31 protein-coding genes and 1 pseudogene are annotated in these 26,404 nt (G+C 69.7%); 9 read left to right on the forward strand and 23 right to left on the reverse strand.

Annotation, left to right across the window (positions count from 1 at the left end):
* Positions 1–175: 175 nt before the first annotated feature.
* The 4 genes from EFK10_RS20890 to EFK10_RS52195 form a co-directional block, all read right to left on the reverse strand.
* Positions 176–1,051, reverse strand: coding sequence for a hypothetical protein (locus EFK10_RS20890; RefSeq protein ID WP_127357183.1), 876 nt, complete (start codon positions 1,049–1,051; stop codon positions 176–178).
* On the reverse strand, positions 1,048–1,872 hold the full coding sequence (locus tag EFK10_RS20895) for a hypothetical protein (protein ID WP_127357184.1): 825 nt from the start codon (positions 1,870–1,872) through the stop codon (positions 1,048–1,050). Before EFK10_RS20895 ends, EFK10_RS20890 begins: the two co-directional genes overlap by 4 nt.
* The gene (locus tag EFK10_RS20900; RefSeq protein ID WP_127357185.1) at positions 1,869–2,633 is read right to left on the reverse strand and encodes a hypothetical protein; all 765 of its coding nucleotides are present in this window, start codon (positions 2,631–2,633) and stop codon (positions 1,869–1,871) included. Before EFK10_RS20900 ends, EFK10_RS20895 begins: the two co-directional genes overlap by 4 nt.
* Before the next feature lie 233 nt (positions 2,634–2,866).
* A complete protein-coding gene (locus EFK10_RS52195; RefSeq protein ID WP_265737539.1) occupies positions 2,867–2,998 on the reverse strand; it encodes a hypothetical protein in 132 nt (43 codons plus the stop codon).
* Positions 2,999–3,216: 218 nt separating this feature from the next.
* On the opposite strand from EFK10_RS52195, the gene EFK10_RS20905 reads away from it, so the two are divergent.
* Positions 3,217–3,582: a DsrE family protein gene (locus EFK10_RS20905; RefSeq protein ID WP_127357186.1), complete on the forward strand. Its 366-nt coding sequence runs from the start codon at positions 3,217–3,219 to the stop codon at positions 3,580–3,582.
* 39 nt (positions 3,583–3,621) lie between these two features.
* Here the strand turns inward: EFK10_RS20905 and EFK10_RS20910 are convergent, their stop codons facing one another.
* The 8 genes from EFK10_RS20910 to EFK10_RS20940 form a co-directional block, all read right to left on the reverse strand.
* Complete coding sequence (locus tag EFK10_RS20910) at positions 3,622–3,879, reverse strand: DUF3099 domain-containing protein (protein ID WP_127357187.1); 258 nt, start codon at positions 3,877–3,879, stop codon at positions 3,622–3,624.
* Between the two features lie 76 nt (positions 3,880–3,955).
* Positions 3,956–4,246 carry a DUF1416 domain-containing protein gene (locus tag EFK10_RS20915; protein WP_127357188.1) on the reverse strand — a complete coding sequence of 97 codons (291 nt, stop codon included), beginning with the start codon at positions 4,244–4,246 and terminating at the stop codon, positions 3,956–3,958.
* A 22-nt stretch (positions 4,247–4,268) separates the two neighbouring features.
* A complete protein-coding gene (locus tag EFK10_RS20920) occupies positions 4,269–5,114 on the reverse strand; it encodes a sulfurtransferase (RefSeq protein ID WP_127357189.1) in 846 nt (281 codons plus the stop codon).
* A gap of 114 nt (positions 5,115–5,228) precedes the next feature.
* The gene (locus EFK10_RS53355; RefSeq protein ID WP_407647114.1) at positions 5,229–5,309 is read right to left on the reverse strand and encodes a putative leader peptide; all 81 of its coding nucleotides are present in this window, start codon (positions 5,307–5,309) and stop codon (positions 5,229–5,231) included.
* 180 nt (positions 5,310–5,489) lie between these two features.
* On the reverse strand, positions 5,490–6,203 hold the full coding sequence (locus tag EFK10_RS20925; RefSeq protein WP_127357190.1) for an LmeA family phospholipid-binding protein: 714 nt from the start codon (positions 6,201–6,203) through the stop codon (positions 5,490–5,492).
* Positions 6,204–6,357: 154 nt separating this feature from the next.
* Positions 6,358–7,245 (reverse strand): hypothetical protein, encoded by an 888-nt coding sequence (locus tag EFK10_RS20930; RefSeq protein WP_407647111.1) that lies wholly within the window; start codon positions 7,243–7,245, stop codon positions 6,358–6,360.
* 5 nt (positions 7,246–7,250) lie between these two features.
* Positions 7,251–7,553, reverse strand: a complete 303-nt coding sequence (locus tag EFK10_RS20935; protein WP_407647112.1) for a MoaD/ThiS family protein — start codon at positions 7,551–7,553, stop codon at positions 7,251–7,253.
* Between the two features lie 417 nt (positions 7,554–7,970).
* On the reverse strand, positions 7,971–8,780 hold the full coding sequence (locus EFK10_RS20940) for an alpha/beta hydrolase (RefSeq protein WP_127357192.1): 810 nt from the start codon (positions 8,778–8,780) through the stop codon (positions 7,971–7,973).
* A 191-nt stretch (positions 8,781–8,971) separates the two neighbouring features.
* Here EFK10_RS20940 and EFK10_RS20945 point away from each other — a divergent pair, with 191 nt between their 5' ends.
* The 7 genes from EFK10_RS20945 (at position 8,972) to EFK10_RS20975 (ending at position 15,122) form a co-directional block, all read left to right on the forward strand.
* Positions 8,972–9,781 (forward strand): response regulator transcription factor, encoded by an 810-nt coding sequence (locus EFK10_RS20945; protein ID WP_127357193.1) that lies wholly within the window; start codon positions 8,972–8,974, stop codon positions 9,779–9,781.
* An 89-nt stretch (positions 9,782–9,870) separates the two neighbouring features.
* Complete coding sequence (locus tag EFK10_RS20950; protein WP_127357194.1) at positions 9,871–10,893, forward strand: LacI family DNA-binding transcriptional regulator; 1,023 nt, start codon at positions 9,871–9,873, stop codon at positions 10,891–10,893.
* 123 nt (positions 10,894–11,016) lie between these two features.
* Positions 11,017–12,147: a S1C family serine protease gene (locus EFK10_RS20955; RefSeq protein WP_127357195.1), complete on the forward strand. Its 1,131-nt coding sequence runs from the start codon at positions 11,017–11,019 to the stop codon at positions 12,145–12,147.
* A gap of 44 nt (positions 12,148–12,191) precedes the next feature.
* Positions 12,192–12,398, forward strand: a complete 207-nt coding sequence (locus tag EFK10_RS20960; protein WP_127357196.1) for a hypothetical protein — start codon at positions 12,192–12,194, stop codon at positions 12,396–12,398.
* Between the two features lie 67 nt (positions 12,399–12,465).
* Complete coding sequence (locus EFK10_RS20965; protein ID WP_127357197.1) at positions 12,466–13,200, forward strand: response regulator transcription factor; 735 nt, start codon at positions 12,466–12,468, stop codon at positions 13,198–13,200.
* Positions 13,201–13,205: 5 nt separating this feature from the next.
* The gene (locus tag EFK10_RS20970) at positions 13,206–14,729 is read left to right on the forward strand and encodes a sensor histidine kinase (RefSeq protein WP_127357198.1); all 1,524 of its coding nucleotides are present in this window, start codon (positions 13,206–13,208) and stop codon (positions 14,727–14,729) included.
* Between the two features lie 135 nt (positions 14,730–14,864).
* Complete coding sequence (locus tag EFK10_RS20975) at positions 14,865–15,122, forward strand: cupin domain-containing protein (protein WP_127357199.1); 258 nt, start codon at positions 14,865–14,867, stop codon at positions 15,120–15,122.
* Here the strand turns inward: EFK10_RS20975 and EFK10_RS20980 are convergent.
* The 11 genes and pseudogenes from EFK10_RS20980 to EFK10_RS52205 all read right to left on the reverse strand — a co-directional run bounded on the left by EFK10_RS20980 (position 15,044) and on the right by EFK10_RS52205 (position 24,513).
* A complete protein-coding gene (locus tag EFK10_RS20980; RefSeq protein ID WP_407647113.1) occupies positions 15,044–15,595 on the reverse strand; it encodes a hypothetical protein in 552 nt (183 codons plus the stop codon). The genes EFK10_RS20975 and EFK10_RS20980 overlap by 79 nt on opposite strands.
* A complete protein-coding gene (locus tag EFK10_RS53360; protein WP_127357200.1) occupies positions 15,592–15,954 on the reverse strand; it encodes a GtrA family protein in 363 nt (120 codons plus the stop codon). The genes EFK10_RS20980 and EFK10_RS53360 overlap by 4 nt, the downstream gene beginning before the upstream one ends.
* A 92-nt stretch (positions 15,955–16,046) precedes the next feature.
* On the reverse strand, positions 16,047–16,901 hold the full coding sequence (locus EFK10_RS20990) for a dolichyl-phosphate beta-glucosyltransferase (protein WP_127357201.1): 855 nt from the start codon (positions 16,899–16,901) through the stop codon (positions 16,047–16,049).
* Between the two features lie 72 nt (positions 16,902–16,973).
* Entirely contained in the window at positions 16,974–18,371 is a 1,398-nt protein-coding gene (locus EFK10_RS20995; protein WP_127357202.1) for a sensor histidine kinase, read from the reverse strand.
* Between the two features lie 9 nt (positions 18,372–18,380).
* Positions 18,381–19,325 (reverse strand): UTP--glucose-1-phosphate uridylyltransferase GalU, encoded by a 945-nt coding sequence (gene galU / locus EFK10_RS21000; RefSeq protein WP_127357203.1) that lies wholly within the window; start codon positions 19,323–19,325, stop codon positions 18,381–18,383.
* 93 nt (positions 19,326–19,418) lie between these two features.
* Complete coding sequence (locus tag EFK10_RS21005; protein ID WP_127357204.1) at positions 19,419–20,030, reverse strand: DedA family protein; 612 nt, start codon at positions 20,028–20,030, stop codon at positions 19,419–19,421.
* Positions 20,031–20,032: 2 nt separating this feature from the next.
* Positions 20,033–20,803 (reverse strand): response regulator transcription factor, encoded by a 771-nt coding sequence (locus EFK10_RS21010; protein ID WP_127357205.1) that lies wholly within the window; start codon positions 20,801–20,803, stop codon positions 20,033–20,035.
* An 83-nt stretch (positions 20,804–20,886) separates the two neighbouring features.
* Positions 20,887–21,626: pseudogene (locus tag EFK10_RS21015) on the reverse strand (response regulator transcription factor).
* Positions 21,627–21,628: 2 nt separating this feature from the next.
* Positions 21,629–23,671, reverse strand: a complete 2,043-nt coding sequence (locus EFK10_RS21020) for an ABC transporter ATP-binding protein (RefSeq protein ID WP_127357213.1) — start codon at positions 23,669–23,671, stop codon at positions 21,629–21,631.
* Positions 23,672–23,978: 307 nt separating this feature from the next.
* Positions 23,979–24,110, reverse strand: coding sequence for a hypothetical protein (locus tag EFK10_RS52200; protein WP_265737541.1), 132 nt, complete (start codon positions 24,108–24,110; stop codon positions 23,979–23,981).
* 268 nt (positions 24,111–24,378) lie between these two features.
* A complete protein-coding gene (locus EFK10_RS52205) occupies positions 24,379–24,513 on the reverse strand; it encodes a hypothetical protein (RefSeq protein ID WP_265737542.1) in 135 nt (44 codons plus the stop codon).
* A gap of 275 nt (positions 24,514–24,788) precedes the next feature.
* On the opposite strand from EFK10_RS52205, the gene EFK10_RS21025 reads away from it, so the two are divergent.
* The coding region (locus EFK10_RS21025; protein WP_127357206.1) for an ArnT family glycosyltransferase at positions 24,789–26,404 on the forward strand (1,616 nt) is incomplete at its 3' end.

Consider the following 26,404-nt stretch of genomic DNA (forward strand, 5'->3'; position numbering starts at 1 on the left):
GCGACGCCGACGCAGACCAGGATGAGCAGAGCGTCGAAGAAGTACGTGATGCTCACGGGTGGAGCTCCTCGGGCAGGCGGGGCGGTAACGGACCGCGTACGAGTCTAGTCGCCCCACCCGGGGACGGCGCAGTGAGGTGCGCCGCCCCCGCGTGGCCCGGTCGTGTCCGGCCGGGTCAGCCCAGCAGCTGCGACTGGAGCAGCACCGTCTGGCGGAAGGGCACCTGGGGCTGGCTGCCCTTCTTGGTCAGATAGACCAGGGCCACGGTGTCGCCCGACGTGAGGAAGGCGTAGCGCACGTGGTTCGTGCCGCGCGGCTTGTCCTCGTCGTAGATGTTGGTCGTGACCCCGTCCGGGACGCCGTCGGTCGGGAAGGCGGCGTCGTACGACGCGACCGGCGCCTCGGAGAAGACCGCGTTGTCGGAGATGTCGCGGACCGCGTACGCGGCACTGCTGTACTGGAGCAGATAGATCTCCGCGCGTGTGCCGTCCGGCATCGTCCACGCTCGCGCCGCGATGTGGCGCAGCGTGTCCTGGTCCATCCGCAGCGCCAGGTTCTTCCGCCCGGCCTCCTGGAACAGCTTCAGGAACGTGCTGGTGGGAAGCCAGCCGTCGCGCCCCGGAAAGGTCTTGTCGAGCTTCGCCCCGGCCGGAGCCGGGAGCAGCAGCGACCGTACGTCGGCGTAGTGCCGGCCGGCAGGGTTGTTGTCCGCGTCGAGCGCCCGCGGCTTCCCGGCCGGCAGTTTCGGCAGCTTCAGCGCCTGGTACGTCCAGCGCCCATCGTCCGGCGTCTGCAGGCCCGGGATGTCCGTACGCCTCGGCTGCGTCACCCCGTACGCCGCCGCCCCGCCCAGCGCGGCGAACACCACCACGGCCGCCGTCCACCGCAGCACCGCGCGCAGCACCCGGCGGTCCTTCGGCGCCGCCGGCTCCGGAGGCGCGGCCCAGGGGTCGAGGGCCACCGGTGTGTCCTGTGGCACGGGCGTGGGCTCCGGCTCCGGCACGGACGCGGGCTCCGGCTCGGCCGTGTGCGGAATGTTCTCGGTCGTCATGCGGCCTCTCCCGGGTCCTGGACGCGGTCGAGCTGCTGCTTGAGCAGGTCCGCGGCGCTCGTCTTGTCCAAGGGCGATGTGCCGGTGGCGTTCATGGTGATGAGGAGGTCGCCCTCGGTGGCCTGGCAGGTCATCCAGTCGAGCTTGGAGCCGGACGTCTTGGGCGGCAGGATGCAGCGGGCCTTGTCGTGGCCGGCGACCTTCGGGCCGTTGCGGTAGATGCCCAGCGCCTTGGTGAAGGCGGAGTAGAACTCGGTCATGCTGCGGGCGGCCTGCTTGTTCTTCATCTGGACGATCTGCGTCTCGACGACCAGGTCGCCGCTATTGCTGGTGTACGTACGCATGCCGATGCCCTCGATGTGCAGCTGGTCGACCGCCTTGCGGGCGGCGTTGCGCTGCTTGGCGGACAGGTCGCGGTACGAGTCCTTCATCAGGGTGACGGCACGCTTGCCGCTGAGCTCGGTGTCGTTGCCGTACTCGGCGATGTCCGGGCCCGCCGTGTAGCCGTCGGGCATGGGCAACAGCAACTTGCCGAGGGCGCCGTAGTGGCTGCCGCCGGACTGGGCTCCGTACTCGCCGGTCTTCTTGGGGGCGGGCGCCTTCCAGGGCTGGGAGGCGCTTTGCTTCTTGTCGTCCTGCTGGTGCTTGAGCATGGCGTAGCCGATGCCGCCGCCAGCCGCGACGCCCACGAGCACGACGGCGAGGGCGAGGGCGAGGCCCTTGCGGCTCTTCTTCGGCGGCTCGGGAGCGAACTCGGGAACGAACGCGGGCGCGGGCTCGGGCTCGGGCTCGGGGAGGAGATTCGTGGTCTCGTCGGTCACAGCCGCTCCAACTGCCGCTTGGCCAGGGACTGGATGGTGCTCATGCTGATCGACCGCGACGAAAAGACCCAGATGTCCACCATGACGTTCCCCTGGCGGGCCAGCGCACGGGCCGTGTACAACGGCAGGTAGCCGGCCTTGATCTGCGGCTTGGAGTAGACCCACGCCGTGCCGTCGACCGAGCCCGGAATGTCCTTGCCGTTGTTGCCCGCGTAGTCCTTGTCCGCCATGTAGCTCTGCTCGTCACTGAGCCGCTCGGGGGTGTAGGCCTGCTGGTCGTCCCGGAACTGGACGAGGTTGATCTCGGTCTCGACGTAGTTCGAGTAGCTGCCGGTCGACCAGCCGGTGGCCGCGATCCGGCGGAAGCCGTTGCCTGCCAGCAGCCGGAACATGACGTCCGGCTTCTTGTACGACTCGGCGTAGTCGTACTCCGACATCCAGTTGTTGTCGGTGTACGAGGCCGTGTAGTCCTTCGCGCCCTTGGGCTTCTTCAGCAGCAGCTTGCGCAGGTCGCCGTCGTACGTGACGAGCGTGTCCTCGGCCGCGGTGAGCGGCTTGGCGGCCGGGGCCGCGCCCGTCGGCTGCTTCAGCTTGGCCTGGGTGAGCGGCGGGAGCGGGGTGTCCGGGCGCTGGTACTGGATCTGGTAGCCGACGCCGGTTCCGGCGAGGACGCCGAGGATCGCCGCGACGGCGATGATCAGCGTCGTGCGGCCCCGGCGGCGCCGGGGCCGGGGCTGGGGCGGAGCCGCGTCCGGAGCCACGGGTGGCTCCAAAGGGGGCTCGGGGATGGGGACAGGAGCGTCCAGGGACAAGAGGTTCTCCACGGGTGGATCGGAACAGGGCAAGTTTTGTTGGGCTGCCGCGTGGCGCGGGCGGCTCAGCGTCCGGTCTTCAGGCGGCGGTACTGCAGGTCGAAAAGCACTCGCAGCTGCGCGCGGTCCGGGGTCTTGGCCGGAGGAGCTGAGCCGGTACGCCTTCGAGGGGTGGCTGCCGTCTAGATGCCGCCGCTCTTCACCGCGCCGGTGACCGTGCTGGACGGCGTGGGCGCGGCGGTCGTCGGCGCGGCCGTGGTCGTGGTCGTGGTCGTGGTCGTCGACGGGATCGTGCAGGGCGCAGCGGCGGTCATCAGCGGGGTGCGCCGGGGACGGCGCGGCGGTACCGGCGCGCCCGTTGGCATGGGCGGAACAACCAACGAATCGGACTGCGCTTCCACAAGGCCCCCCCGGGCAATCACACAACGCCCTCGCGCCCCACGCGCAACAAGCGGAACCGGCATTATGTCGACTGAACGCAACCTCTTGACAGTCTTTTTTGTGTGAGACGGCCCACGCATAGGGTAGGGCCATGGCGAAGAAGCTCGTGATCAAGGTAACCGCAGGCACGGACGCACCGGAGCGCTGCTCGCAGGCGTTCACCGTGGCGGCCGTTGCGGTGGCCAGCGAGGTGGAGGTCTCGCTCTGGCTGACCGGCGAGTCCGCGTGGTTCGCGCTGCCGGGGAAGGCCGCCGAGTTCGAGCTGCCGCATGCCGCGCCGCTGCCGGAGCTGATCGACGGGATCATGGCGGGCGGCGGCCGGATCACGCTGTGCACGCAGTGCGCGGCCCGCCGCGAGATCACCGAGAAGGACGTCCTGGACGGCGTACGGATCGCGGGCGCCCAGGTCTTCGTCAGCGAGATCATGCCGGACGGCGTACAGGCCCTCGTCTACTGAGGCAGCGGCCACGCAGGCAGCGGCCACTGACGCAGCGGCCTACTTGTGTTCCCTGTCGTCCAGCTCCCGCCACCACCGGTCGGACTGGGAGTCCCCGGACTCGTCCCACCAGCGCTCCCCCGGGTCCCTGCGGTTCGCCACGATCGCCGCGAAGGGCGGGATGACCATCGCCACGACGCACATCACCACGGCCGCCGTGACCGACCACAGGCGTACCACGCCCCACGCCAGGACGAAGAGCCCGACGCAGCTGCCCATCATGACGAAGTAGAGCCGATGCCGCCGTTGCACGCTCATGCTTCCACGGTACGCCGAAGGCCGCGCCCCAGCAGGAGCGCGGCCTTCGTATGTACTCGTACTCGTAAAGCTGCCGTCAGACGGCGATGGCGATCTCCGCGGGCGAGCCCTGCTGGGCCACGACCGTGCGGTCCACCGTCGCACCCGGGACGAGCGCGCGCAGCGTCCAGGTGCCCGGGGCGGCGAAGAAGCGGAACTGTCCGGTCGCCGAGGTCGGGACCTCGGCGGTGAACTCGCCGCCGCCGTCGAGCAGACGGACGTAGCCGCTGATGGGCTCGCCGTCGCGGGTCACCGAACCCTGGATGATCGTCTCGCTCGCCACGTCAACTCCTGCCAGGTCCGGGCCGCCGGCCTTCGCTCCACACATATGGTCCTCTTCCCTTTCCCTGTTACTTCGCCGCGCCGAGCTCGATCGGCACGCCGACGAGCGAGCCGTACTCGGTCCAGGAGCCGTCGTAGTTCTTGACGTTCGGCTGCTCGAGCAGCTCGTGCAGCACAAACCAGGTGAGCGAGGAACGCTCACCGATGCGGCAGAGCGCGATGGTGTCCTTCGACAGGTCGACGCCCTCGTCCTCGTAAAGGGCCTTGAGCTCGTCGTCGGACTTGAAGGTGCCGTCGTCGTTGGCGTTCTTCGACCACGGGATGTTGCGGGAGGTCGGGATGTGACCCGGCTTCTGCGACTGCTCCTGCGGGAGGTGTGCCGGGGCGAGCAGCTTGCCGGAGAACTCGTCGGGCGAGCGGACGTCGACCAGGTTCAGGCTGCCGATCGCGGCGATGACCTCGTCACGGAAGGCACGGATCGAGCTGTCCTGCTCCTTGGCCTTGTACTCGGTGGCCGGACGGTTCGGGACCTCGGAGCCGTCCACCAGGTCGCGGGAGTCCAGCTCCCACTTCTTGCGGCCGCCGTCGAGGAGCTTGACGTCCTGGTGGCCGTAGAGCTTGAAGTACCAGTACGCGTAGGCGGCGAACCAGTTGTTGTTGCCGCCGTAGAGAACGACGGTGTCGTCGTTGGCGATGCCCTTCTCCGACAGCAGCTTCTCGAAGCCGGCCTGGTCGACGAAGTCACGGCGCACCGGGTCCTGGAGGTCCTTCTTCCAGTCGATGCGGACGGCGTTCTTGATGTGGTTCTTGTCGTACGCCGACGTGTCCTCGTCGACCTCGACAATGACCACCTTCGGGTCGTCGATCCGGTCCTGGACCCAATCGGCGTCCACCAGGACGTCACTGCGGCTCATGCTGTTCTCCTCCGGGGCAGTTCGGATATCTCGCCGGCGTACGGACGGGTACGCGCGGCGGCGGCGCTTATCGCTTACGCGACGGGGGAAGGGCGGCCAGGAAAATGCGCAGGCCTAGCGCATGCGACAGAGCATGGCGGCGACGCGGCACAGGTCAACTGCCCGCCGCTTCGTAAGGTCCGCCTGTCGCTTCATGACCTCGATCGTAGGCACCGAGCGGGGCAGTGTCACCGCTGGTCCGCCATTCGGGACGCCGGTGTCCGCATTGTGGTACGGATGACGGGCGCGCACCTGTTCGAAGGGCCCTCACGGTGATCGCCGGGCGCGGGGCGCCTGCGGGTCGGACTCCCCCATCTCACCCTGCGGACGTATCGCTCAGCCCGCGAGCACGACCTTCGTCCCCGTCGCGGCGATCGTGATCCCCTCCGGGCTCGTGTCCACCGACTTCAGCTCGATGCCCTCCGGCAGCCCGACCAGCTTCCGCGCGAAGTCGATCTGGCCCCTGATCAGCGTCTCCACGGACGACGGCAGACCGCTGACGTTCGGGATCGAGTCCGCGTGCAGCTGGATCGTGTTGCCGCCCGTCACGCTGACCTGGCTCACCACCGACCGCTTCACCGTCCCCACGACCGGCAACGACAGACTCACGGTCAGCTTCACCTTCCCCTTGCCGTTGGCAGCCGCGCCGCCATACGCCACGGAGACCCCGTCCGGCGCCGCCTTCGTCAGATCCGCGTACGTCACCAGCGCCGACCCGTCCGCCGTGTCCGCCACCGCCGACGCGAAGCCGTTGCCCAGCCGCACGCCGCGCAGATCCGCCGTGAACCGGTCGATCCGCAGCGCGGTGCCGCCCGTGCCCGCCGTGATGCCATTGGCCGTGACCGTCACGTCGTCCAGCTTCTTCGACGCCACCTGGGTCAAGAACGGGAACCCATGGATCGACACATCAGGCTTTTCGGACAGCCCCTGGGTCTGCTGGGCCTTGCTCGCCGCCTCCGACTCCGCGAAGTGCAGGGCGACGCGGTCGGCTGCGACGAACAGGCCGCCAAGTATCACGACGATGATCAACAGGATCCGCAATGCGCGCATTGCTCGACCCTAGCCGGGCTCACCCCACCAGCGCCCGGCCCAGTACGTAAACGGCCGGAGCCGCAGCTGTCAGCGGCAGCGCGACGCCCGCGGTGCTGCAATCTCCCGGGGGACAACCCCCGTACCCCCAGCAGGGGGCCCGACCACGGCACCCCTAGCCCACCAGCGCTCGGCCAAGGACGTACACCGCAGGCGCTGCGGCTGTCAGCGGCAGCGCGACGCCCGCGGTGAAGTGGACGAAGCGGGACGGGAAGTCGTAGCTGGCCACCCGCAGGCCGATCAGGGCGGCGGCGCCGGCGGCGAGGCCGACGAGGGCGCCGTCGCCGCTACTGAGCCCGCTGGCGTGCGCCATCGCGACCCCGGCCCCCGAGGCGGCGAGCAGGGCGACGACCACCGTCGCCACGCCCTTCCCGTGCAGGCTGCGGACCACCGTCGCGACGGCGACCGCGATCGCGCCGACGATGATCACGTCACTGCCGTGCGGGTTGGAGGCGGCGGCGAGATAGCCCCCCGCGAGCACCGTCACCAGCGTCGAGGCGGCGGTCGCCGTCAGCGAGGACAGCCGCTCCTCGGCGCTGCCGCGGTGCCGCAGCTGGAGTACGAGTACGAGCAGCAGCCACACGCCCAGCGTGCCGACCAGTACGGCCGGACCGTTCTCGCCGCCCGTCGCCAGCAGCACCACATCCGCCGTCACGCCCGCCATGAACGCCAGCACGATGCCCTGGCGGGCCGGCCACATGCCGTTCAGCCGGAACCATCCCGCTGCCGTCACCGCCTGCAGCAGCACCAGCGGCACCGCCAGCCCCGGCCGCCCGAGCGATGCGCCGCCGGCCAGCAACAGCGCCAGCATCGTCGTCAGCGCCGCCGGCTGCGGCCCGGGCGGAATGATCGGGGACCCGGTGCGCTGCGCCGCCGGCACCGTGCCCTTCCGGCGGGCCGCCCTGCCCTCCGCCGCCTGCGGCGGAAGATCCTCCACCGGCAGCATCACGGCGGTCTGCTCGGCCTCCTGCGGCATCGCGCCGCCATACGGGTCGTAAGTCACGCCGCTCATCCTCCCGCGAACGGCGGCAGAACTTCGACCGTCCCGCCCTGCTTCAGCTCAACCCCCGCATGGTCCCGGGTCCCCACGGGGTCCCCGTCCACCAGAAACGAGCAGCTCGTCAGCACCCGCGCGAACTCCGGCCGCCCCGCATGCCGCTCCCGCGCGACCGCCAGCGCCTCGGCGAGCGTCCCCGCCTCATACGGCTCCTCCGCCGTGCCCGCCGCGGCCTTCGCCGCCGCCCAATACCGGATCGTCCCGGCCCGTCCGGCCATTGCGGCCCCTTCGTCGTCCTGGCTACCACCATCCATGATGGCGCACCCAGCCGACACCAGTCCGTGGGGCCCGGGCCGGGTTGTCCCCCACCCCGCCCCTTCCCGAAACCGGGCTCTCCCCCCAAACCTTCGTTCGGGTGGGGGTCCCCCCGATCCTCAAACGCCGGACGGGCTGGTTCCACCGGGTTGTGGGAGAACGTTCCGCATGGCGAGCAAAGCGAGGTGCCCCCACCCAAAGGAAGCTTTGGGGGAGGCTGGCACAACCCGGCCACGAACCCGCGCCGAAGCACGCACGCGTCCGGGGTCCAGGGGCAGCGCCCCTGGTCTCGGGAAGGGGCGGGGTGGGGGAAACAACCCCAGTCCCAACCGGCGGCAGCCCCGGCACGACGGACGGAGGCTGAGCAGTGCGAGGGCGGCGTCCAGGAATCGGGCAGGGGCGGGGCGCGGGAGAGGTCAGCCGGCTTGGGCGGCCACCCAGGCGCCGACGCGGCGCAGCAGGGCGGGGGGAGCGGCGTTCTCGGCGTGGCCGAAACCCGGCTCGAGCCAGAGCTCGGCGGCGTCGCCGGCAGCGGCCGCGAGGGAGAGGGGATGGTCGACGGGGAAGTAGGCGTCGCGGTCGCCGTGGACGATGAGGAGGGGGGTGGGGGCGATGAGCGGCACCGCCTCGACCGGCGGGACGGGCACCGGGTTCCAGTCCTCACCGTGGATCCGGGTTCGGAGGCCGAGCCGGGAGACGAGGCGCCCGGCGGGGCGGGTGATGGCCCAGTGGACGCGCCGCATGGGCGCCGTACCCCGGTAGTACCAGCGGGCGGGCGAGCTGACGGACACGACCGCGTCGACCGAACCGCCCACCGCGTGCCGCAGGACGACGGAACCGCCCATGGAGAAGCCGACGGTCGCCACCCGCCCGAAGCCGAGCTTGCGGGCCCAGGCAACCGCCACGTCGAGGTCGAGGACCTCGCGGTCGCCGACCGTGGACCGGCCGCCGGAACGCCCGTGCCCCCGGAAGGAGAAAATGACGACGCCGCCGAACTCGGAGAAGACCCGCGCCGCCCGCTGCACGGCGGGCCGTTCCAGCGCGCCGGTGAAACCGTGGGCGACCACGAACGCAATGTCCCGTTCACCTGCGCGAGACCCCGCAGGAGGGACGTAAGCCGCATCGATCCGCACCCCGTCGGCCGTCAACAGCACCGCACGTTGACCACCGGAAGTGATCGATGAAAAACAAGATCGCGCAAATCGGGGCTCTTCAAGCGACTCCATGTGGGCTATTCTCTTAGGTCAAGAGGATCCGGGCAGCGTCGCCCCCGGGTCCTTTCGTGCTTTCTGGGCCGCCAGAGCGCATGCAGTTACGTCCTCGCATGGGACCGAGGAGGGTTCGCAATGGGCAAGCGAAGCGTGCATGACCGGATGATGAACAACGTCAACACCGTGAACTACGACGGGAGCAGCCGGTGAGCTCTCTCCTCCTGCTGACGAACGCACTCCAGCCGTCCACCGAGGTACTCCCCGCGCTGGGGCTGCTTCTGCACAGCGTCCGTGTCGCGCCGGCCGAAGGGCCGGCCCTGGTGGACACCCCAGGCGCCGACGTCATTCTCATCGACGGCCGACGTGACCTCCCGCAGGTCCGCAGCCTCTGCCAGCTGCTGCGTTCCACCGGGCCTGGCTGCCCGCTGGTCCTGGTCGTCACCGAGGGCGGCCTGGCCGCCGTCACCGCCGACTGGGGCATCGACGACGTCCTGCTGGACACCGCGGGGCCTGCCGAGGTCGAGGCGCGGCTGCGGCTGGCCATGGGCCGCCAGCAGATCACCGTCGACGACAGCCCGATGGAGATCCGCAACGGCGACCTCTCGGTCGACGAGGCGACGTACAGCGCGAAGCTCAAGGGCCGGGTCCTGGACCTGACCTTCAAGGAGTTCGAGCTGCTCAAGTACCTCGCGCAGCACCCCGGCCGGGTCTTCACCCGCGCCCAGTTGCTGCAGGAGGTCTGGGGCTACGACTACTTCGGCGGCACCCGCACCGTGGACGTTCACGTACGGCGTCTGCGGGCGAAGCTCGGTCCCGAACACGAGTCCCTGATCGGCACCGTCCGCAACGTCGGCTACCGCTTCGTCACCCCCGAGAAGGTCGAGCGGGCGGCCGAGGAAGCCCTCAAGCAACAGCAGCGCACAGAGTCGGAGGCGGCCACGAGCGCCGCCGCGTCGGCGGCCCCCTCGGGCGCCCCGGACGCCGCGGCGAACCCGGCTGCAGCACAGAAAGGCTGATCCGCGCTGGGGTCCCCGCTGGTCACACCCTGGTCACGCTCCTTGCCGCGTCGTGTCAAACGGCCGGTAGACCCGCGTAGACTCGGCCTGTGGCAAAGGTGACGCGTGACGATGTGGCAAGGCTTGCGGGGACCTCGACCGCAGTCGTCAGCTACGTCATCAACAACGGACCCCGGCCGGTCGCACCGGCCACCCGCGAGCGCGTGCTCGCGGCCATCAAGCAGCTCGGTTATCGCCCGGACCGTGTGGCCCAGGCGATGGCCAGCCGCCGAACGGACCTGATAGGCCTGGTGGTTCCCGACGCCCGGCAGCCCTTCTTCGGCGAGATGTCCCACGCCGTGGAGCAGGCGGCCGCCGAGCGCGGGAAGATGGTGCTGGTCGGCAACTCGGACTACCTCCACGAGCGCGAGGTCCACTACCTGCGGGCCTTCCTCGGCATGCGGGTCTCCGGGTTGATCCTGGTCAGCCAGGGCCTCAGCGACACCGCCGCCGCGGAGATCGAGGCGTGGGACGCGCGGATCGTGCTGCTCCACGAGCGCACCGAGGCCCTCAACGAGTTCGCGGTCGTCACCGACGACGTCGGCGGTGCCCAGCTCGCCACCCGCCATCTCCTGGAGCACGGGTACGAGTACGTCGCCTGCGTCGGCGGCACCGAGTTCACCCCCACAGTCGGCGACCCCGTCACCGACCACGTGGAAGGGTGGCGGCGCGCCATGCAGGAAGCCGGCCTCGAAACCGAGGGCCGGCTCTTCAAGGCCCCGTACAACCGGTACGACGCCTACAAGGTCGGCCTCGAACTGCTGGCCGGGCCCGACCGCCCGCCGGCCCTGTTCTGCGCGACGGACGACCAGGCGATCGGCATACTGCGGGCGGCACGCGAGCTGCGGATCGACGTGCCGGGCGAGCTGGCGGTCGCGGGCTTCGACGACGTGAAGGAAGCCGGCCTCACCGATCCCCCGCTCACCACGGTCGCCTCCGACCGCCAGGCGATGGCCCGCGCGGCGGTGGACCTCGTTCTCGACGACGGCCTGCGGGTGTCGGGGTCGCGGCGCGACCGACTGCGGCAGTTCCCGTCGCGACTGGTAGTCCGCAGGTCCTGCGGCTGCGCGTAAGGACCACGTGTGATCCGGGGCTGACCTGGTCTTTCGTTTCCTTATATCGGTCATACGGACTTCTGCCGGGCTTCTCAGCGGACACTCAGGAACCTCTCATAGTCGGGGTTCAGAGTCATAGCCATGGACGAGAACACCCATCGCAGCAGCGCTTCCGACCCGCAGCAGCCGTACGGCAGCGGTGGGTACGACAGGTCCGGTACGGCCGGCGGCGACGCCCCGTACGAGTACGCGAGCGCCTCCAGCGGCGCCGACGCCCCCTCCGCCTACCCGCCCCCGCCGTCGTACCACCCCGCGGAACCCGTCACTCCCGCCCCCGGCATGACGGTGTGGCCCGCGAGCCCGGTCCCGCCGCCGCCGGACGAGGCGGCCCCCGCGCACAAGGCGCGCAAGTCCCGCAGTCCGATCGGGCTGATCGCGGCAGTGGCCCTGGTCTCCGCCCTCATCGGCGGCGGCTCCGCGGCCCTGATCGGCCGGGCGACCACGACGACCTCGGCCGGCACCACCACCACGAAGGTCATCAACGCCAGCTCCTCCAGCTCCGGCGTCGCGGCCGTCGCCAAGGCGGACAGCCCGAGCATCGTGGAGATCACCGCCACCTCGAACTCGAGTGAGGCCACCGGTTCCGGTGTGATCATCACCAGCAACGGCGAGATCATCACCAACAACCACGTCATCTCCGGTGCCACCAGCATCAAGATCACCTTCACCAACGGCAAGACCGCCACCGCCCAGGTCGTCGGCACCGACAAGAACAAGGACCTGGCCCTCGTCAAGGCCGACAACGTCAGCGGCCTCACCGCCGCGACCCTCGGCGACTCCTCCACCGTCGCGGTCGGCGACCAGGTCGTCGCCATCGGCTCCCCCGAAGGCCTCACCGGCACGGTCACCAGCGGCATCATCTCCGCCCTCAACCGCGACGTCACCGTCTCCACGGACGAGTCGCAGAGCGGCGACGGCCAGGGCGGCGGCCGGTGGCCGTTCTCCTCCGGCGGTCAGAACTACAACGGCAGCACCGGGTCCAACACCACCACGTACAAGGCGCTCCAGACCGACGCCGCGGTCAACCCCGGCAACTCCGGTGGCGCGCTCATCAACATGAACGGCGAGATCATCGGCATCAACTCCGCGATGTACTCGGCGTCCTCCTCCTCCAGCTCCAGCGGCGCCGGCAGCATCGGCCTCGGCTTCGCCATCCCGATCAACACGGTCAAGTCCGACCTCGCCGGCCTCCGCAGCGGCGGAACCAGCTGACCCCCCTCCTCCTCACGTCCCTCTCCCTCCCAGGAGGCACCACCATGAACGCCACCGTCATCACCATCCACAGCTACGAGCACGCCGCCACCGGCCCTGCCGACCTGGCCCTGGCGTTCGCCATGCCGATGGCCGCCGCCGCGACCCGCGCCCCCGAGCTCGCCACCACCCCCACGGGTTCCTCCCGGGCCGCCCGGCCCGCCCGCAACCGCCGCCGCTCCGCCGCCGCCCGCCGCCGCTCGGCGGCGTGAGACGCTGATAACGGAAAATCCGTATAACCCGTCCCCATCCCTCTTTCCTGCGCGAGGTACACCAGCAATGAGCCCCGGCGAGAACGGCGAGGCCCCCGCCCGCATCCTGATCGTGGACGACGAGCCTGCGGTCCGCGAGGCACTCAAGCGCAGCCTGGCCTTCGAGGGCTACGACACCTCCCTCGCCGAGGACGGCCTCGCCGCGATGGACCAGGTCGGCTCCTACCAGCCCGACGCCATCGTGCTCGACGTGCTGATGCCCCGCATGGACGGCCTCACCACGGCCCGCCGCCTGCGCTCCGGCGGCGTGACCGTCCCCATCCTGATGCTCACCGCCCGCGACACCGTCGGCGACCGCGTCACCGGCCTCGACGCCGGCGCCGACGACTACCTCGTCAAGCCCTTCGAGCTCGACGAACTGCTGGCCCGCCTGCGTGCCCTGCTGCGGCGCAGCTCGTACGCCGCCGTGACCGGCGCCACCGACGACGACAGCGTCATGTCCTTCGCCGACCTCCGCATGGACACCACCACCCGCGAGGTCACGCGCGGCGGCCTGCCCGTCGAGCTCACCCGCACCGAATACACCCTCCTCGAGATGTTCCTGGCCCACCCCCGCCAGGTCCTCACCCGCGAGCAGATCCTCAAGGCCGTCTGGGGCTTCGACTTCGAACCCAGCTCCAACTCCCTCGACGTCTACGTCATGTACCTCCGCCGCAAGACCGAGGTGGGCAGCCTCCCCCGCCTCGTCCACACCGTCCGCGGTGTCGGATACGTCCTCCGCTCCACGGAAAGCAAGGTCTGAGCTCCATGGCAGCACCACTCCGCCGCCGAAGCCGCATCCTGCGGTTCCGGTCCCTCCCGCTCCGCTCGCGGCTGGCGATCCTCACCGCTGCGGCGGTCGCGGTCGCGGTGGCGGCGGTTGCGGTGTCGGCGTGGTTCATCGTGCAAGGCCAGTTGATGCAGCAGCTGGACCAGTCGTTGGTGTCTGCGGACACGCTCAAGCCGGCCAACGTCGGCTGTGACTCCGGGACGAGCACCAATCCAAACCGCGGGCCCCAGTTCAACGTCGGCAACACCGTGGTGCAGCTCGTCCTGTCCAACGGCCAGTCCTGCTTGCTCCAAGGCGACAAGACACTCCCCATCTCGAGCGCCGACAAGCAGGTCGCCCTTGCCGCGGGTACCCCTAGCCAGCGCGGAGGCCCCGGCAGGCTGGACAGCAACGTCGTCGCCCCCCGCACTGTGAAGGCCAGTGACGGCACGGAGTACCGGGCCCTGACCAGGGGCACCTCTCTCACTGCCCAGACCAACGGCCAGACCTATACGACAGCTGTCATGATCGCCCGTCCGCTCAGCGAAGTCACCGACCCCCTCAATACTCTCGCCCTTATCCTGCTCGCCGTCTCCGGCATCGGCGTCGTCGGCGCCACCGCCGCCGGCCTCTGGATCGCCCGCGCGGGCCTGCGCCCCGTCGACCGGCTGACGGACACCGTCGAGCACATCGCGCGCACAGAAGACCTCAGCGTCCGCATCCCCGTCGACGGCGAGGACGAGATCGCGCGCCTGTCCACGTCCTTCAACTCCATGACCTCGCGCCTCGCCGCCTCCCGCGAGCTCCAGCAGCAGCTCATCGCCGACGCCGGCCACGAGCTCCGCACGCCGCTGACCTCACTCCGTACGAACATCGAGCTGCTGGAGCGCAGCGAGGCCATGGGCCGCGCGCTCCCCCCGGAGGACCGCCGCGCCCTGCTGGCCTCCGTGAAGGCGCAGATGACGGAGCTGGCCTCGCTGATCGGGGACCTGCAGGAGCTGTCACGCCCGGACACGACCCCCGGTGGCGGCCTGCTGCAGACGGTGGCCTTCCACGAGGTCGCGGAGAACGCGCTGCACCGCGCTCGCCTCCGCGCGCAGGACATCAAGATCGTGTCGCGGCTCGCGCCGTGGTACGTACGGGCCGAGCCGGCAGCCCTGGAGCGGGCGATTGTGAATCTGCTCGACAACGCGGTGAAGTTCAGCCCGCCGCTCACCTCCGTCGAGGTGATGCTGCACGGCGGCGAGCTCACCGTCCGCGACTACGGCCCGGGCATCGCGCCCGAGGACCTGCCACACGTCTTCGAACGCTTCTGGCGCGCCACCGCCTCCCGCTCACTCCCCGGCAGCGGCCTCGGGCTGTCCATCGTGGCCCGTACGGTCCAGCAGGCGGGCGGTACCGTCGGCCTGTACGCGGCTCATGGTGGCGGCACGATCGCCGTGATGCGGCTGCCCGGCACTCCGGTGCCGCCGGCGATGGTGCCGGGGGTCTCGGGGGAGATCGGCGAGGTCATAGAGCACTGAGGGGCCGCAATTCAGCGGCCGCGGACGGGACTTCGCGAGGGGCTTCATTTCCGCGCCGTGACGAGTCGGTGACCGTCTGCCGCCATTGCGTTTCCACCGGTGAGCCGTGCCGTCAGGTCGGATAACGTCCCGATCATGGCTCTGGTCAACCTGATGGACACCGCCGTGGTCCCTGCCTCCGTCAAGGTCATGCGCATGCACGAGCTGTCCGTGCACGAGCGCACCCACCTCGCCTCCGAGGCCCTTCTCGTCCTCGACGGCCGCCTCGAACTCGACGTCAGCGGCCGGCCCGTCTCCGTCGCCAAGGGCGAGCTCTACGTCCTCCCCGCCGGCACCCCGCACACCGCCCGGCGCGGCAGCCACGGCACCCTCGTCGTCGTCGAGCTGGCCTGACTGGCCGGCCTTGCCGGATGTTCGTTCTTGAGCTGACCTACACCGCGCCCGATGAGCGGGTCGACGCCCTTCTCGACGCCCACCAGCGGGAGCATCAACTGCCAGGTGCCGTAGCCGAAGGTGCGGGCGGAGATGCCCATCATCCACAGCGCGAACGGCGGCTTGTCGACGGTGCTCCAGTTGCCCGCGTCCGGCGAGCCGAAGAAGAAGGCCTTCCAGGATTTGGTGCCGGAGTAGACGGCGGCGTTGTAGAAGCTGTTGCCCGAGATCGTGGTGAGGTTCCAGGCGTACAGAGCTGTGGCCAGCAGCAGGATCGCCCACAGCGCGGGGCGGGCCCAGCGGGGGTCGTCGGGGCGGCCGGTGAAGAGGCGTTTGGCGCGGACGGCGAGTCCGCCGCCGGAGGGCGGGGCGGCCCGGTGGGAGCGCCGGCCGGAATCGTGTTCAACGGGCGGCGGGGCGAGTTGGGTCGTCATGACGCGTACTCCGGGGACGATGACGGGCGGCGACGCGGGCTGAAGATCCAGAGCCGCATGAGGACGAAGCGGATGATGGTGGCGGCGGCGTTGGCACCGACCAGCACGGCAAGTTCGACGCCGTGGGAAGCGCTGGGGGCCAGGAAGTGCAGTCCGGCGACAGAACCGGACGTCAGCCCCAGGCCGATGGCGAAGCCCAGCCCGGCTTCGAACTGGTGACGCAGGGCGTCGGCCGAGCCCTTCACCCCGAAGGTGAAACGGCGGTTGGCGGCGGTGTTGGCGACCGCGGTGATCAGCAGGGCCAGGGCGTTGGCCCAGATGGCCGGCATGATCTGCCGGGCCAGGAGGTACAGGGCCATGTACGCGAGGGTGCAGGCGCCGCCGATGATCCCGAAGGCCACCAACTGCCGTAGGCCTCCGACCCGTTGCGATGCGGCGCCCTGGCCCGCGCTCAGCGGGCTCCGGCGCTGGTGAGCACCTTCTCCGGAGAGGCAGCCGGGTCGGCGGGGGTCTGCCCGACGACGTACGACTGGTTCTCGCGGCGCGGCACGTCGATCCTCGCCTTGCCCTGGAGGGTCCGCTTGGCGATCCGCCACATGCCCTTGAGGTCGTCCATCGCGGTCCGGACGACGTCGACCCGGCTGTCGGGGTCGTCGGTCCAGTCCACCGGGACCTCGTGGATGCGGAGCTTGTTGCGCTCAGCCAGCACCAGCAGCTCGGTGTCGAAGAACCAGGCGTTGTCCTCGATGTGCGGCGCCATCGCTTTGAAGACCGGGGTGCGTACGGCCTTGAAGCCGCACTGGGCGTCGGAGAAGCGGGCCGCCAGGCCCAGCTTCAGCAGGATGTTGTAGCAGCGGGAGATGAACTCACGCTTCGGTCCGCGTACGACCGCCGCGTGGCGGTGCAGGCGGCTGCCGATGGCCACGTCACTGTGGCCGGACAGCAGAGGAGCGACGAGCGGAAGGAAGCCTTCGAGGCCGGTGGAGAGGTCGACGTCCATGTACGCGACCACATCGGCCTGGCTCTGGCTCCAGACGGCCTTGAGGGCGCGACCCCGGCCCTTGTGCTCCAGGTGGACGGCGTGCACCTTCGGGAGCTGGTAGGTCAGGTCGGTCGCGACCTGCCAGGTGGCATCGGTGCTCGCGTTGTCCGCGACGGTGATCTGGAAGGGGAAGGGGAAGGAGTCTTCGAGGTAGGCGTGAAGCCGGCTGATGCTGTCGACGAGGACGTGGGCCTCGTTGTACACCGGCACCACGATCTCGACCGATCGCTGCCGGGCGCCTCCTGCTGCTGTCGTCTCGTTCATGCCCCTGACTCTTCCGGCCGGATCTGGGGCACTCGTAAGACGGCAATTAGCGGACTATGAGAAACAGCGTTCTCATAGTCCGCTCACAATGTGAGCGACGCTGCGCTCCCCAAGTGGGCTACCGGGAAGGCTTATTGAGGCCACTGTGCCGCCGCCGGGGGCAGGCAGCAGGGTCACCCGGCCGCTGGATCGCTGCACGGTGTGGGCGACGATGGACAGGCCGAGGCCGCTGCCGGGCAGGGCGCGGGCCTGGGGGGAGCGCCAGAAGCGCTCGAAGACATGCGGCAGGTCCTCGGCCGGAATGCCCTGGCCGTGGTCGCGCACGGTCAGCTCGCCGGCATGCAGCCGGACCTCGATCCTGCCGTTCGGCGGGGAGAACTTGACCGCGTTGTCCAGCAGGTTGACCACGGCCCGCTCCAGCGACGCGGGGTCGCCGAGGACGTGCCAGGGCTCGACCTCCGTGACGAACTCGATCCCGGGCCCGCGCAACTGGGCACGCTCCAGGGCGCGTTCGACCACCGAGTGAAACGGCGTCGGCACGGCGGCGGCCTGGGCGGCATCGGGACGGGACAGCTCCAGCAGATCGCCGATCAGGCTGCTCAGCTCCTGCGTCTGAGCCTGGAGGCTGCCGAGCAGCGCGTCCCGCTTGTGCTGCGGGATGGGCCGGCCCGTCTCGCTGCTGCGTACGAGCAGGTCCACGTTGGCGCGCAGCGAGGTGAGCGGGGTGCGCAGCTCGTGCCCGGCGTCGGCGATGAGGCGCTGCTGACGGTCGCGGGAGTTCTCCAGGGCCGCGGTCATGGAGTTGAAGGAGGTACCGAGGCGGGCGATCTCGTCGTTTCCCTCGACGGGGATGCGTACCTTCAGGTCTTCCGTACGGGCGATGTGCTCGACGGCGGCGGTGAAGCGGTGCACCGGTCGCAACGCCGTACGGGCGATGAGCAGCCCGGCGCCGAGCGCGAGCAGCACACCGCAGCCGCCGACGATGGTCAGGAGCGCGGCCAGCCTGTTGAGCGGCTCGGCGATCTCGCTGATCTCGCTGGCGAGGACAACCGTGTCGCCGTTGGACAGCTTGTGGGTGAAGACGCGGACGGTGGTGCCGTCCTCCCGCACACCGTTGCGCAGTACCCCACGTGTCTTGCCCGCCGCCACGTCGAGGTCGGCCTGCGTGATGACGGTCGCGGTGTCGGCGTAGTCCACGCAGCGGGTGCCGTCAGGCTTGAGCAGCACTGCGGTGATGCGGGACGGCGGGCCCTCCTTGTTGGTCGCGGGCGGTGTCTTGCCGCACTCGGCCTCCAGCACCTTGGTCCAGCCGCGGCTGACCTGCGCGGTGATGAGGGAGTCGTCCAGGTTCCCATGCAGCTGGTTGGCGGTGATGTACCAGCAGGCTGCCGCTGCCACTCCTATCGCCACGGCGCAGGCCGCTGCCGTGAGGAGTGCCAGACGGGAGCGGAGCGGCAGTCTGCGGATCATTTGGATAACTCAGGCGGCGAGCCGCCCACCTTCCAGGTCGATGTCGAATGTGGCGACGAACTCGGTGAGCCAGCTGCGGAACTCCGGCCCCAGGTCGGACCGTTCACAGGCCAGCCGGACCACCGTGCGGAGGTATTCGGCCTTGTCCCCGGTGTCGTAGCGGCGGCCCGTGAAGACCACGCCCCGCACCTCGTCGGTGAGCGCCAGTTCCTCGATCGCGTCGGTGAGCTGGATCTCGCCGCCGCGGCCGGGCTCGGTGCGCTCCAGGACCTCGAAGACCTTCGGGTCCAGGACATAGCGGCCGATGACCGCGTAGTTGCTGGGCGCGACCTCGCGGGACGGCTTCTCGACCAGACCGGTGACGTGGACGACGCCGGTCTCGTCGCTGGGCTTGACGGCCGCGCAGCCGTAGAGGTGGATCTGGGACGGGTCGACCTCCATGAGGGCGATGACGCTGCCGCCGTAGCGGGCGCGCACGTCGAGCATGACCTTGAGCAGGGTCTCGCGCTCGTCGATGAGGTCGTCGCCGAGCAGTACGGCGAAGGGCTCGTTGCCGACATGGCTCCGCGCGCACAGCACGGCGTGACCGAGGCCGAGCGGGTCACCCTGCCGGATGTGGTGGATGCGGGCCAGCTGTGAGGCGCTGCGGACCGCGTGGAGGCGGGCGAGGTCGCCCTTGGCCTCCAGAGCTCGCTCCAGCTCGGAGGCCTGGTCGAAGTGGTCCTCGATCGCACGCTTGTGGCGACCGGTGACCATCAGGACGTCGTCGAGCCCGGCCGCGGAGGCCTCCTCGACGACGTACTGGATCGCGGGCTTGTCGACGACCGGGAGCATCTCCTTGGGCGTCGCCTTGGTCGCGGGCAGGAAGCGCGTGCCGAGGCCGGCGGCCGGGACTACGGCCTTCCTGACACCGTGGGTGGGGTGAGAGGTGGTGTGGGGGGTCATGGGCGTCATGCTGTATCACCGGGATGAGAGGGCTCTGAATTCCCCCTGAGGCCGTTCCCAGAAAGGGAGTTCACATGTTCAGGGGGCCTTCGGCCAGCGGTTTCAGGCACTGCGGACCGGCGTACGGCGACGGGCCCGCAGGGCCTCGATTCCGGCCGGCAGGACCGACACCACGATGATCGCGACCAGCACCACATCGATGTGGTCCCGGATGAAGCCGATCTGCCCCAGGAAGTAGCCGGCCACGGTCACGCCCGCACCCCAGAGCACGCCACCGAGGACGTTGAAGACCGTGAAAGCGCGGTACGTCATGCCGCTCACGCCCGCGAGGATCGGGGTGAAGGTCCGTACGACGGGGACGAAGCGGGCCAGGACCAGGGCCTTGGGGCCGTGCCGCTCGAAGAAGTCGTGCGCCTTGGTGACGTACTCCTGCTTGAACAGCCGCGAGTTCGGTCGCCGGAAGAGCGCGGGCCCCGCTCTGCGGCCGAAGACGTATCCGACCTGGTTACCGAGGATCGAGGCGACGGAGATCAGCAGGCAGACCAGCCACAGCGGCTGGTGGATCACCTGGTGCTGGGAGATCAGCAGCCCGGCGGTGAAGAGCACGGAGTCACCGGGCAGGAAGAAGCCGATGAGGAGCCCGGACTCGGCGAAGACTATCGCGAGGACGCCCAGCAGTCCGAAGGCGGAGACCAGGTGGTTGGCGTCGAACATGCTCAGCGGACCTCGCGGACCCTGGGCGAACGCAGCGCATAGCCGGTGCCGCGCTCGGTGTGGATGAGCCGGGGCAGGCCGCCCGCCTCGGTCTTGCGGCGCAGATACATCACGTACACGTCGAGCGTGTTGGAGGTCGGCTCGAAGTCGAAGCCCCAGACCTCGCGCAGGATGGCGGCCCGGCTGAGCACCTGGCGCGGGTGCGCCATGAAGAGTTTGAGCAGGGCGTACTCGGTCTTGGTGAGGTCCAGCCGCTTGCCGCCGCGGGTGACCTCGCGGGTGCGCAGGTCCATCGCGACGTCCTCGAAGGTCAGCTGCTGCTTGGACCCGCTGGCGGCGTGCGGCGAGCCGGGGGGGCCCTGCGACTGTACGGGCGGCAGGTGCGCGCTGCGCCGCAGCAGGGCGCGTACGCGGGCGAGCAGCTCGTCGCCGGCGAAGGGCTTGGGGAGGTAGTCGTCGGCGCCGTTGTCGAGGCCGACGATGCGGTCGCCGACGGCGTCACGGGCGGTGAGCATGAGGATGGGCACCGTGTCGCCCTTGGCGCGGATCCGGCGGGCGGCGGCGAGGCCGTCGAGGACGGGCATCATCACGTCCAGCAGGATCAGGTCGGGGTGCTCGGTCTCCAGCTGGTGGAGGGCATCCATTCCGTCTTTGGCGGTGTCGACCTCGTAGCCCTCGAACTCCAGGCTTCTGGTCAGCGCCTCACGGACTGCCGGCTCGTCGTCAACGATGAGGATCCGCGCCGGGTTCTCGGTCTGGGTCGCGTCGTACATGTCGTCCACGGTCGCCCCAGAATCTGTGAAATCCCTGAGAGAAAAATGTGTGGAGCCGTAGAATCCGCTTTCGTCCGCGCCGCTCATGCGACCGCTTCCAGGTCCGAGTCGAGTACGTAGCCGACCCCCCGCACCGTACGGATCAGCCGTGGCCGGCCGCCCGTCTCGGTTTTGCGGCGCAGATACATCACGTGACGTCCAGCGTGTTGGCGGTGGGCAGGCCGTGGTCGCCCCACAGGGCCTTGAGCAGCCATTCGCGCTCCAGGACCTGCCGGGGGCGGGCTAGGAAGAGCTCGAGCAGTGCGAACTCTGTGCGGGTGAGACGCAGGTCACGCCCGTCGCGGCTGACCTCGCGACCGACGGTGTCCATCCGCAGGCCGGCGAAGCTGTGGACGGTGTCCTGGGGCTTCGTGCCGGTGCGGTTGCGGCGCAGCAGGGCGCGGATGCGGGCGATCAGCTCGTCGGTGGAGAAGGGCTTGGCGAGGTAGTCGTCGGCGCCGGTCTCCAGGCCGGTGACGCGGTCGCCGATGGTGTCGCGGGCGGTGAGCATCAGCACCGGGACCTCTTCGCCACGGGCGCGGAGGTGACGGCAGGCGGTGAGGCCGTCCATGTGGGGGAGCAGAACGTCCAGAATGACGAGGTCGGGGTGGGTCGACTCGACCATGTCGAGGGCTTCCTCGCCGTCGCCGGCGAGCAGGACCTCGTAACCCCGTCTGCTGAGGATCAGGTGGAGGGCGTCCCGGATCGCCCGCTCGTCGTCGACCACCAGGATGCTGGGGGCAATACCGCTGCCGGTACCGACTCCCGATCCCGCCTCCGTCATCATCATCGCCATGTTCGGTTCTCCGTCGCGAGCTCGGTGGAAACGCGGAACTGGCCGGTGTCGAACCTGTCCAACCTGTCCAATTTGTCCAACTTGTCGAACTGCCCGGTGCCGTCCGCCGTTCCGTTGTTCTGCGAGTGGTGCAGGTGCGCGTAGGCACCGCCTTGGGCCAGTAGTTGGTGGTGGGTGCCGACCTCGGCCAGCCGGCCGTGGTCCAGGACGAGGATCCGGTCGGCGTCGGGGGCGAGGTTCAGGTCGTGGGTGATCATGATCGTGGTGCGGCCGCTCATCAGGCGGCGCAGCGGCTTGATCACACGGCGGGCGGCGAGCGCGTCGAGGCCGGTGGTCGGCTCGTCCAGCACCAGGATAGGCGAGTCGCGCAGCATGGCACGGGCGATCGCGATGCGTTGCAGCTGGCCGCCGGACAGCTGGGCGGTGTGGGTGTCGATCTCCGTGTCGTAGCCCTTGGGGAGGGTCGCGATGAAGTCGTGGGCCTGGGCGTCGCGGGCGGCGGCGACGATCTCCTCGTCGGTGGCGCCGGGGCGGCCGCAGGCGATGTTCTCGCGGATGGTGGCGTGCAGGATGAGGGTCTTCTGCGGCAGCAGCGTGATCTGTTCCCGCAGGTGGTCGACCGGATAGTCGCTGAGCGGGATGCCGTCGAGGCGTACGAAGCCGGCGGCCGGGTCGTAGAAGCGCAGCAGCAGCTTGGAAATGGTCGACTTGCCGGCGCCGCTCGCGCCGGTGACCAGGACCAGCTCGCCGGGGTGGGCGGAGAAGGAGACGTTGCGTACGGAGTCCTTCGCCGCGCCGGGGTAGCGGAAGCCGACCTGCTGGAAGTCGACATGGCCCTGTACGCGGCGGGGGACGGGGACGGCCCGTTCGGGGTCGCGGACGGCGGGCTCGGCGTCCATGATCTCCAGGATCCGCTCGGCGCCGGCCGTGGCGGCGTTCAACGTCAGCCCCAGGGTGCCCAGCGAGCGGATCGGCGGGTAGAGGTAGCCGAGGAAGGCGGCGAAGGCGAGCAGCTTACCGATGGTCATCCGGCCCTGGGAGATCTCCCAGGCACCGAGGCCGATCACGACCAGGACGCAGACGGTCTCGACGACCTCGACCAGCTGGCTGTAGCGCTCACTGAGCCGGCCGCTGGTGACCGAGGCCGTCATCCAGGCCCTGGCCTCCAGCCGCAGTCGCTTCTCCTCGGCCCGCTTACGGTTGTAGGCCTGAGTCAGCAGGATGTTGCCGAGGGACTCCTCGACGACCGAGGTGATCGCGCCGTCGGCGACCCGCTCGTCGCGGGAGACGTCCTTGAGCTTGCCCGAGAAGAGCTTTGCGGACAGCCAGAACAGCGGTGCCAGGACGAAGGTGGCCAGCGCCAGGTCCCAGCGGATCCATAGGGCCGCGGCGGAGAAGAAGACCACGCTGAAGACTGCCGAGATGGTGCCGACGACGCCAGAGACCACCATGTGTTCGATCGACTCGACGTCGCCGGTGAGGCGTTCGACCAGGTCACCGAGGCGGTGCCGCTGGAAGAAGTCGGGCGGAAGGTCCTGTACGTGGGAGAAGACCTTGGCGCGCAGCCGCAGCACGAACCGCTCGGCCGTCCACACCGCGAGCGAGTTGCCGACGTAGCCGACGATCGCGCCGAGGACCGTGACCCCGAGCCACTTCCCGGCCGGCGCCCAGAAGGCGGACAGTGAGCCGGTCGTCAGGGCGGTGTCGGTGAGGTCGCTGAAGAGCAGGATGGCGGCGGTCTCACCGAGGGCGGCGATGACCACGCACAGGACGATGACGGCCAGCCAGCGGCGGTCGCCCTTGGTCAGAGGCCAGAAGCGCTTGAAAGCCTCGCGGACCGGGAGGTGGGGGGTGTACTCCTCCTCTTCCTCCGTCTCGGCCTCGACCTCGGGGGCGTAACCGCCCTCGTAGATGATTTCGAACTGGCCGGTGTGGCGGTGGCGTCCGTACGGGCGGGCGCGCTTGGGCTGCGTGCGGTGCCGGCCCACAGCGCCTGCGGCAGCTTCGTCCGGGTCGATGACGCGCAGTTGCATCGTCGCCTGGTCTTGATACGCGGACAAGGTCTCTCCCACCTCGATACCCACTGACGTACGGACATGGCCGAGGCGGGCCTGCGGCTCTGCGCCGCGGCCCGCCTCCGGTTCCTCTGGGTCAGCCGCCGATGGGGCGACGACGCTCGGGCTTCTCGTGGGCCTTCTTCGCAGCGGACTTGGCCGGCTCGTGCTTGCGGGCGGGCTTGACCGGGGCGATCTTCTTGAAGCTCATGCGGGTGTCTCTTCCGTTCCGTGCTGGGTGGTGCGAGTGCGGGTGCGGGTGGCCGCGGGGACTGAGCTGGTGCGGTCAGTCACCGATCGGGCGCGGGCGGTCCTTCTTGTGGGTCTTCTTGGTGGCCGGCTTCGCCGGAGCGGCCTTCTTGTGGACCTCGTGCTTGGGGGCCGGCTTGGCGAGGGGGGCGACCTTGCGGAAGCTCATGAGGATTCTCCCTTTTTCGCGTTCTCTTGCATCTTTCCGTCGTTGCCCTTTCGGCTTCGACACGGAAAACATTACGCGACGGAATGGCTTTCGGAAGCCAATTGCGGTGAGATGCCTATGAAATGAATGTGAGGCCCCTTCTCACCCTGGAACGGGAACCGCAGGCCTCCATGAGAGCGTCCAGTACCCGAGCGCCAGGAACGCGAAGAGGGCCGGCGGTCAGTGCCACCAGCCCTCTTTCAGGCTACGAACTGCCAGACTGCGAAGCTCAGTTGGTCGCAGAACCGTCCGCGTTGACCGGCCGGGGGGCCGGCGCGTGCTTCTTCTTCGCCTTCGGCTTCGGCGGCAGGGTGAGAAGCTTCTTCTTCGGCTTGGGCAGCGGGGCAGAAGCCTTGAAAGCCATCTCAATTACCTCTTCGTTGTGTGCTGTTGGCGTCCGTTCGACGCCGACAGAGAGGACAGTACAGAGATCAACAGCGGCGGACAGCCGAATATCGTTAAGCCCCGGTGAGCAGTCGGTTAGGTTTACTCATGTTGGATCAGAGAATCCTCATGACGAGCAGTCCCGGCCCTGCATTCGGTCGAGAGACAGTAACCGCCGGGTAAATTATTGTTTTCTCATCGGGAGTTAATTGACATCTCAGCGTCAGCCCATAACGCGTGGGAAGGCTGGCCGCCATGTCCGTTTCCACTCCCCCCACTCCCGCCGCCGTACGGGCCAGGCAACTGGCCCTCGGCAGCCCCCGCGCCCCCCGCTGGGCCCGGCCCGCACTGTGGGCCGTCCTGGTACTGGCCGCCGCCCTGTACGTCTGGAACCTCTCGTCCATCGGCAACGCCAACTCCTTCTACGCCGCTTCCGTACTCAGCGGCACCCAGAGCTGGAAGGCGCTCTTCTTCGGCTCCCTCGACGCCGGGAACTTCATCACCGTCGACAAACCGCCGCTCGCCGAGTGGGTGATGGGCCTGTCGTGCCGGGTCTTCGGCTTCGGCACCTGGCAGATGATGCTGCCGGTCGCCGCGGCGGGCGTCGCCTCGGTCGGACTCCTCTACACCATGGTCCGGCGCAGCTTCGGCTACGTGGCCGCCACCATCGCGGCCCTCGTACTCGCCCTCACCCCGATCACCGTCGCCATCAACCGCGACAACAACCCCGACCCCTTCCTGGTGCTCCTCATGCTGCTCGGCGCCGCCGGGTGCCTGCGCGCCATCCGTACGGGCCGGCTCGCGCCGCTCGTATGGTGCGGGGTCGCGGTGGGCTTCGCCTTCGACGACAAGATGCTCCAGGGCTACATGTGCCTTCCCGCCTTCGTGTTGGCGTACGCCTTCGCGGCCAAGGTCGACGTCTGGAAGCGGGTCCGCAATCTGGCGGTGGCGGGCGTGGCACTGGCCGCGTCCACCCTCTGGTACGTCGTGGTCGCCGACTTCCTGGTGTCCAGGGACTCCAGGCCGTACATCGGCGGCTCCACGGACAACACGGTCTGGAACCTCGTCATCGGCTACAACGGCCTCGGCCGGGTCTTCGGCGCCAGCGCTGTCGGAGGCAGCGCCTTCGGTCAGGGTGCGAACTTCGGCGGCGCGGCCGGTGCTGGGCGCCTGTTCAACAGCATCATGGGCGGCCAGATCTCCTGGCTGATCCCCTTTGCCACGATCGCGCTGCTGGCCGGGCTGGTGCTGCGCGGGCGGCGGCCCCGTACGGACATGCAGCGGGCCTCCTACCTGCTGTGGGGCGGCTGGTTCGGCGTTCACTACCTCGTCTTCAGCTTCGCCGAGGGCACCTTCCACCCCTACTACACGACCGCCATGGCCCCCGGCATCGCCGCCCTCGTTGGCGCGGGCAGCGCGGCCATGTACCGGGCCTTCCGGCTCGGCAGCCTGCGCTGGGTGTGGGTGCTGCCCGCCGCGATCGCGGTGAGCGCGGTGTGGGCGGTCGTCCTGCTCGACCGCACGACCAGCTGGAACGCCTGGCTGGGCCCCGTCGTCGGCGTCGTCGCGGCGCTGTCGATCGCCGGTCTGCTCGCCATGCGCTTCGCCCCCAAGCTGCCGTCACCGCGCCGGCTGGGCGCCGCGGCTGCGGCCGCCGGACTGCTGGCCCTGCTGGCCGGCCCCGGCGCGTACGCCATGGACGCGGCCACCAGCGGCGCGGCCAACGGCACCAACCCGACGGCCGGCCCCTCGACGGGCGGCGACAGGGGCGGCATGGGAGGCATGGGCGGCGGCGGTATGCGCGGCGGTGCCGGTGGCGGTGGCGGCATGAACCGGCCCGGCGGCGCGCAGGGTGGGCCGCCGGGCGGCCA

The sequence above is a fragment of the Streptomyces soli genome, from assembly GCF_003999195.1.
Lineage (GTDB): Bacteria > Actinomycetota > Actinomycetes > Streptomycetales > Streptomycetaceae > Actinacidiphila > Actinacidiphila soli.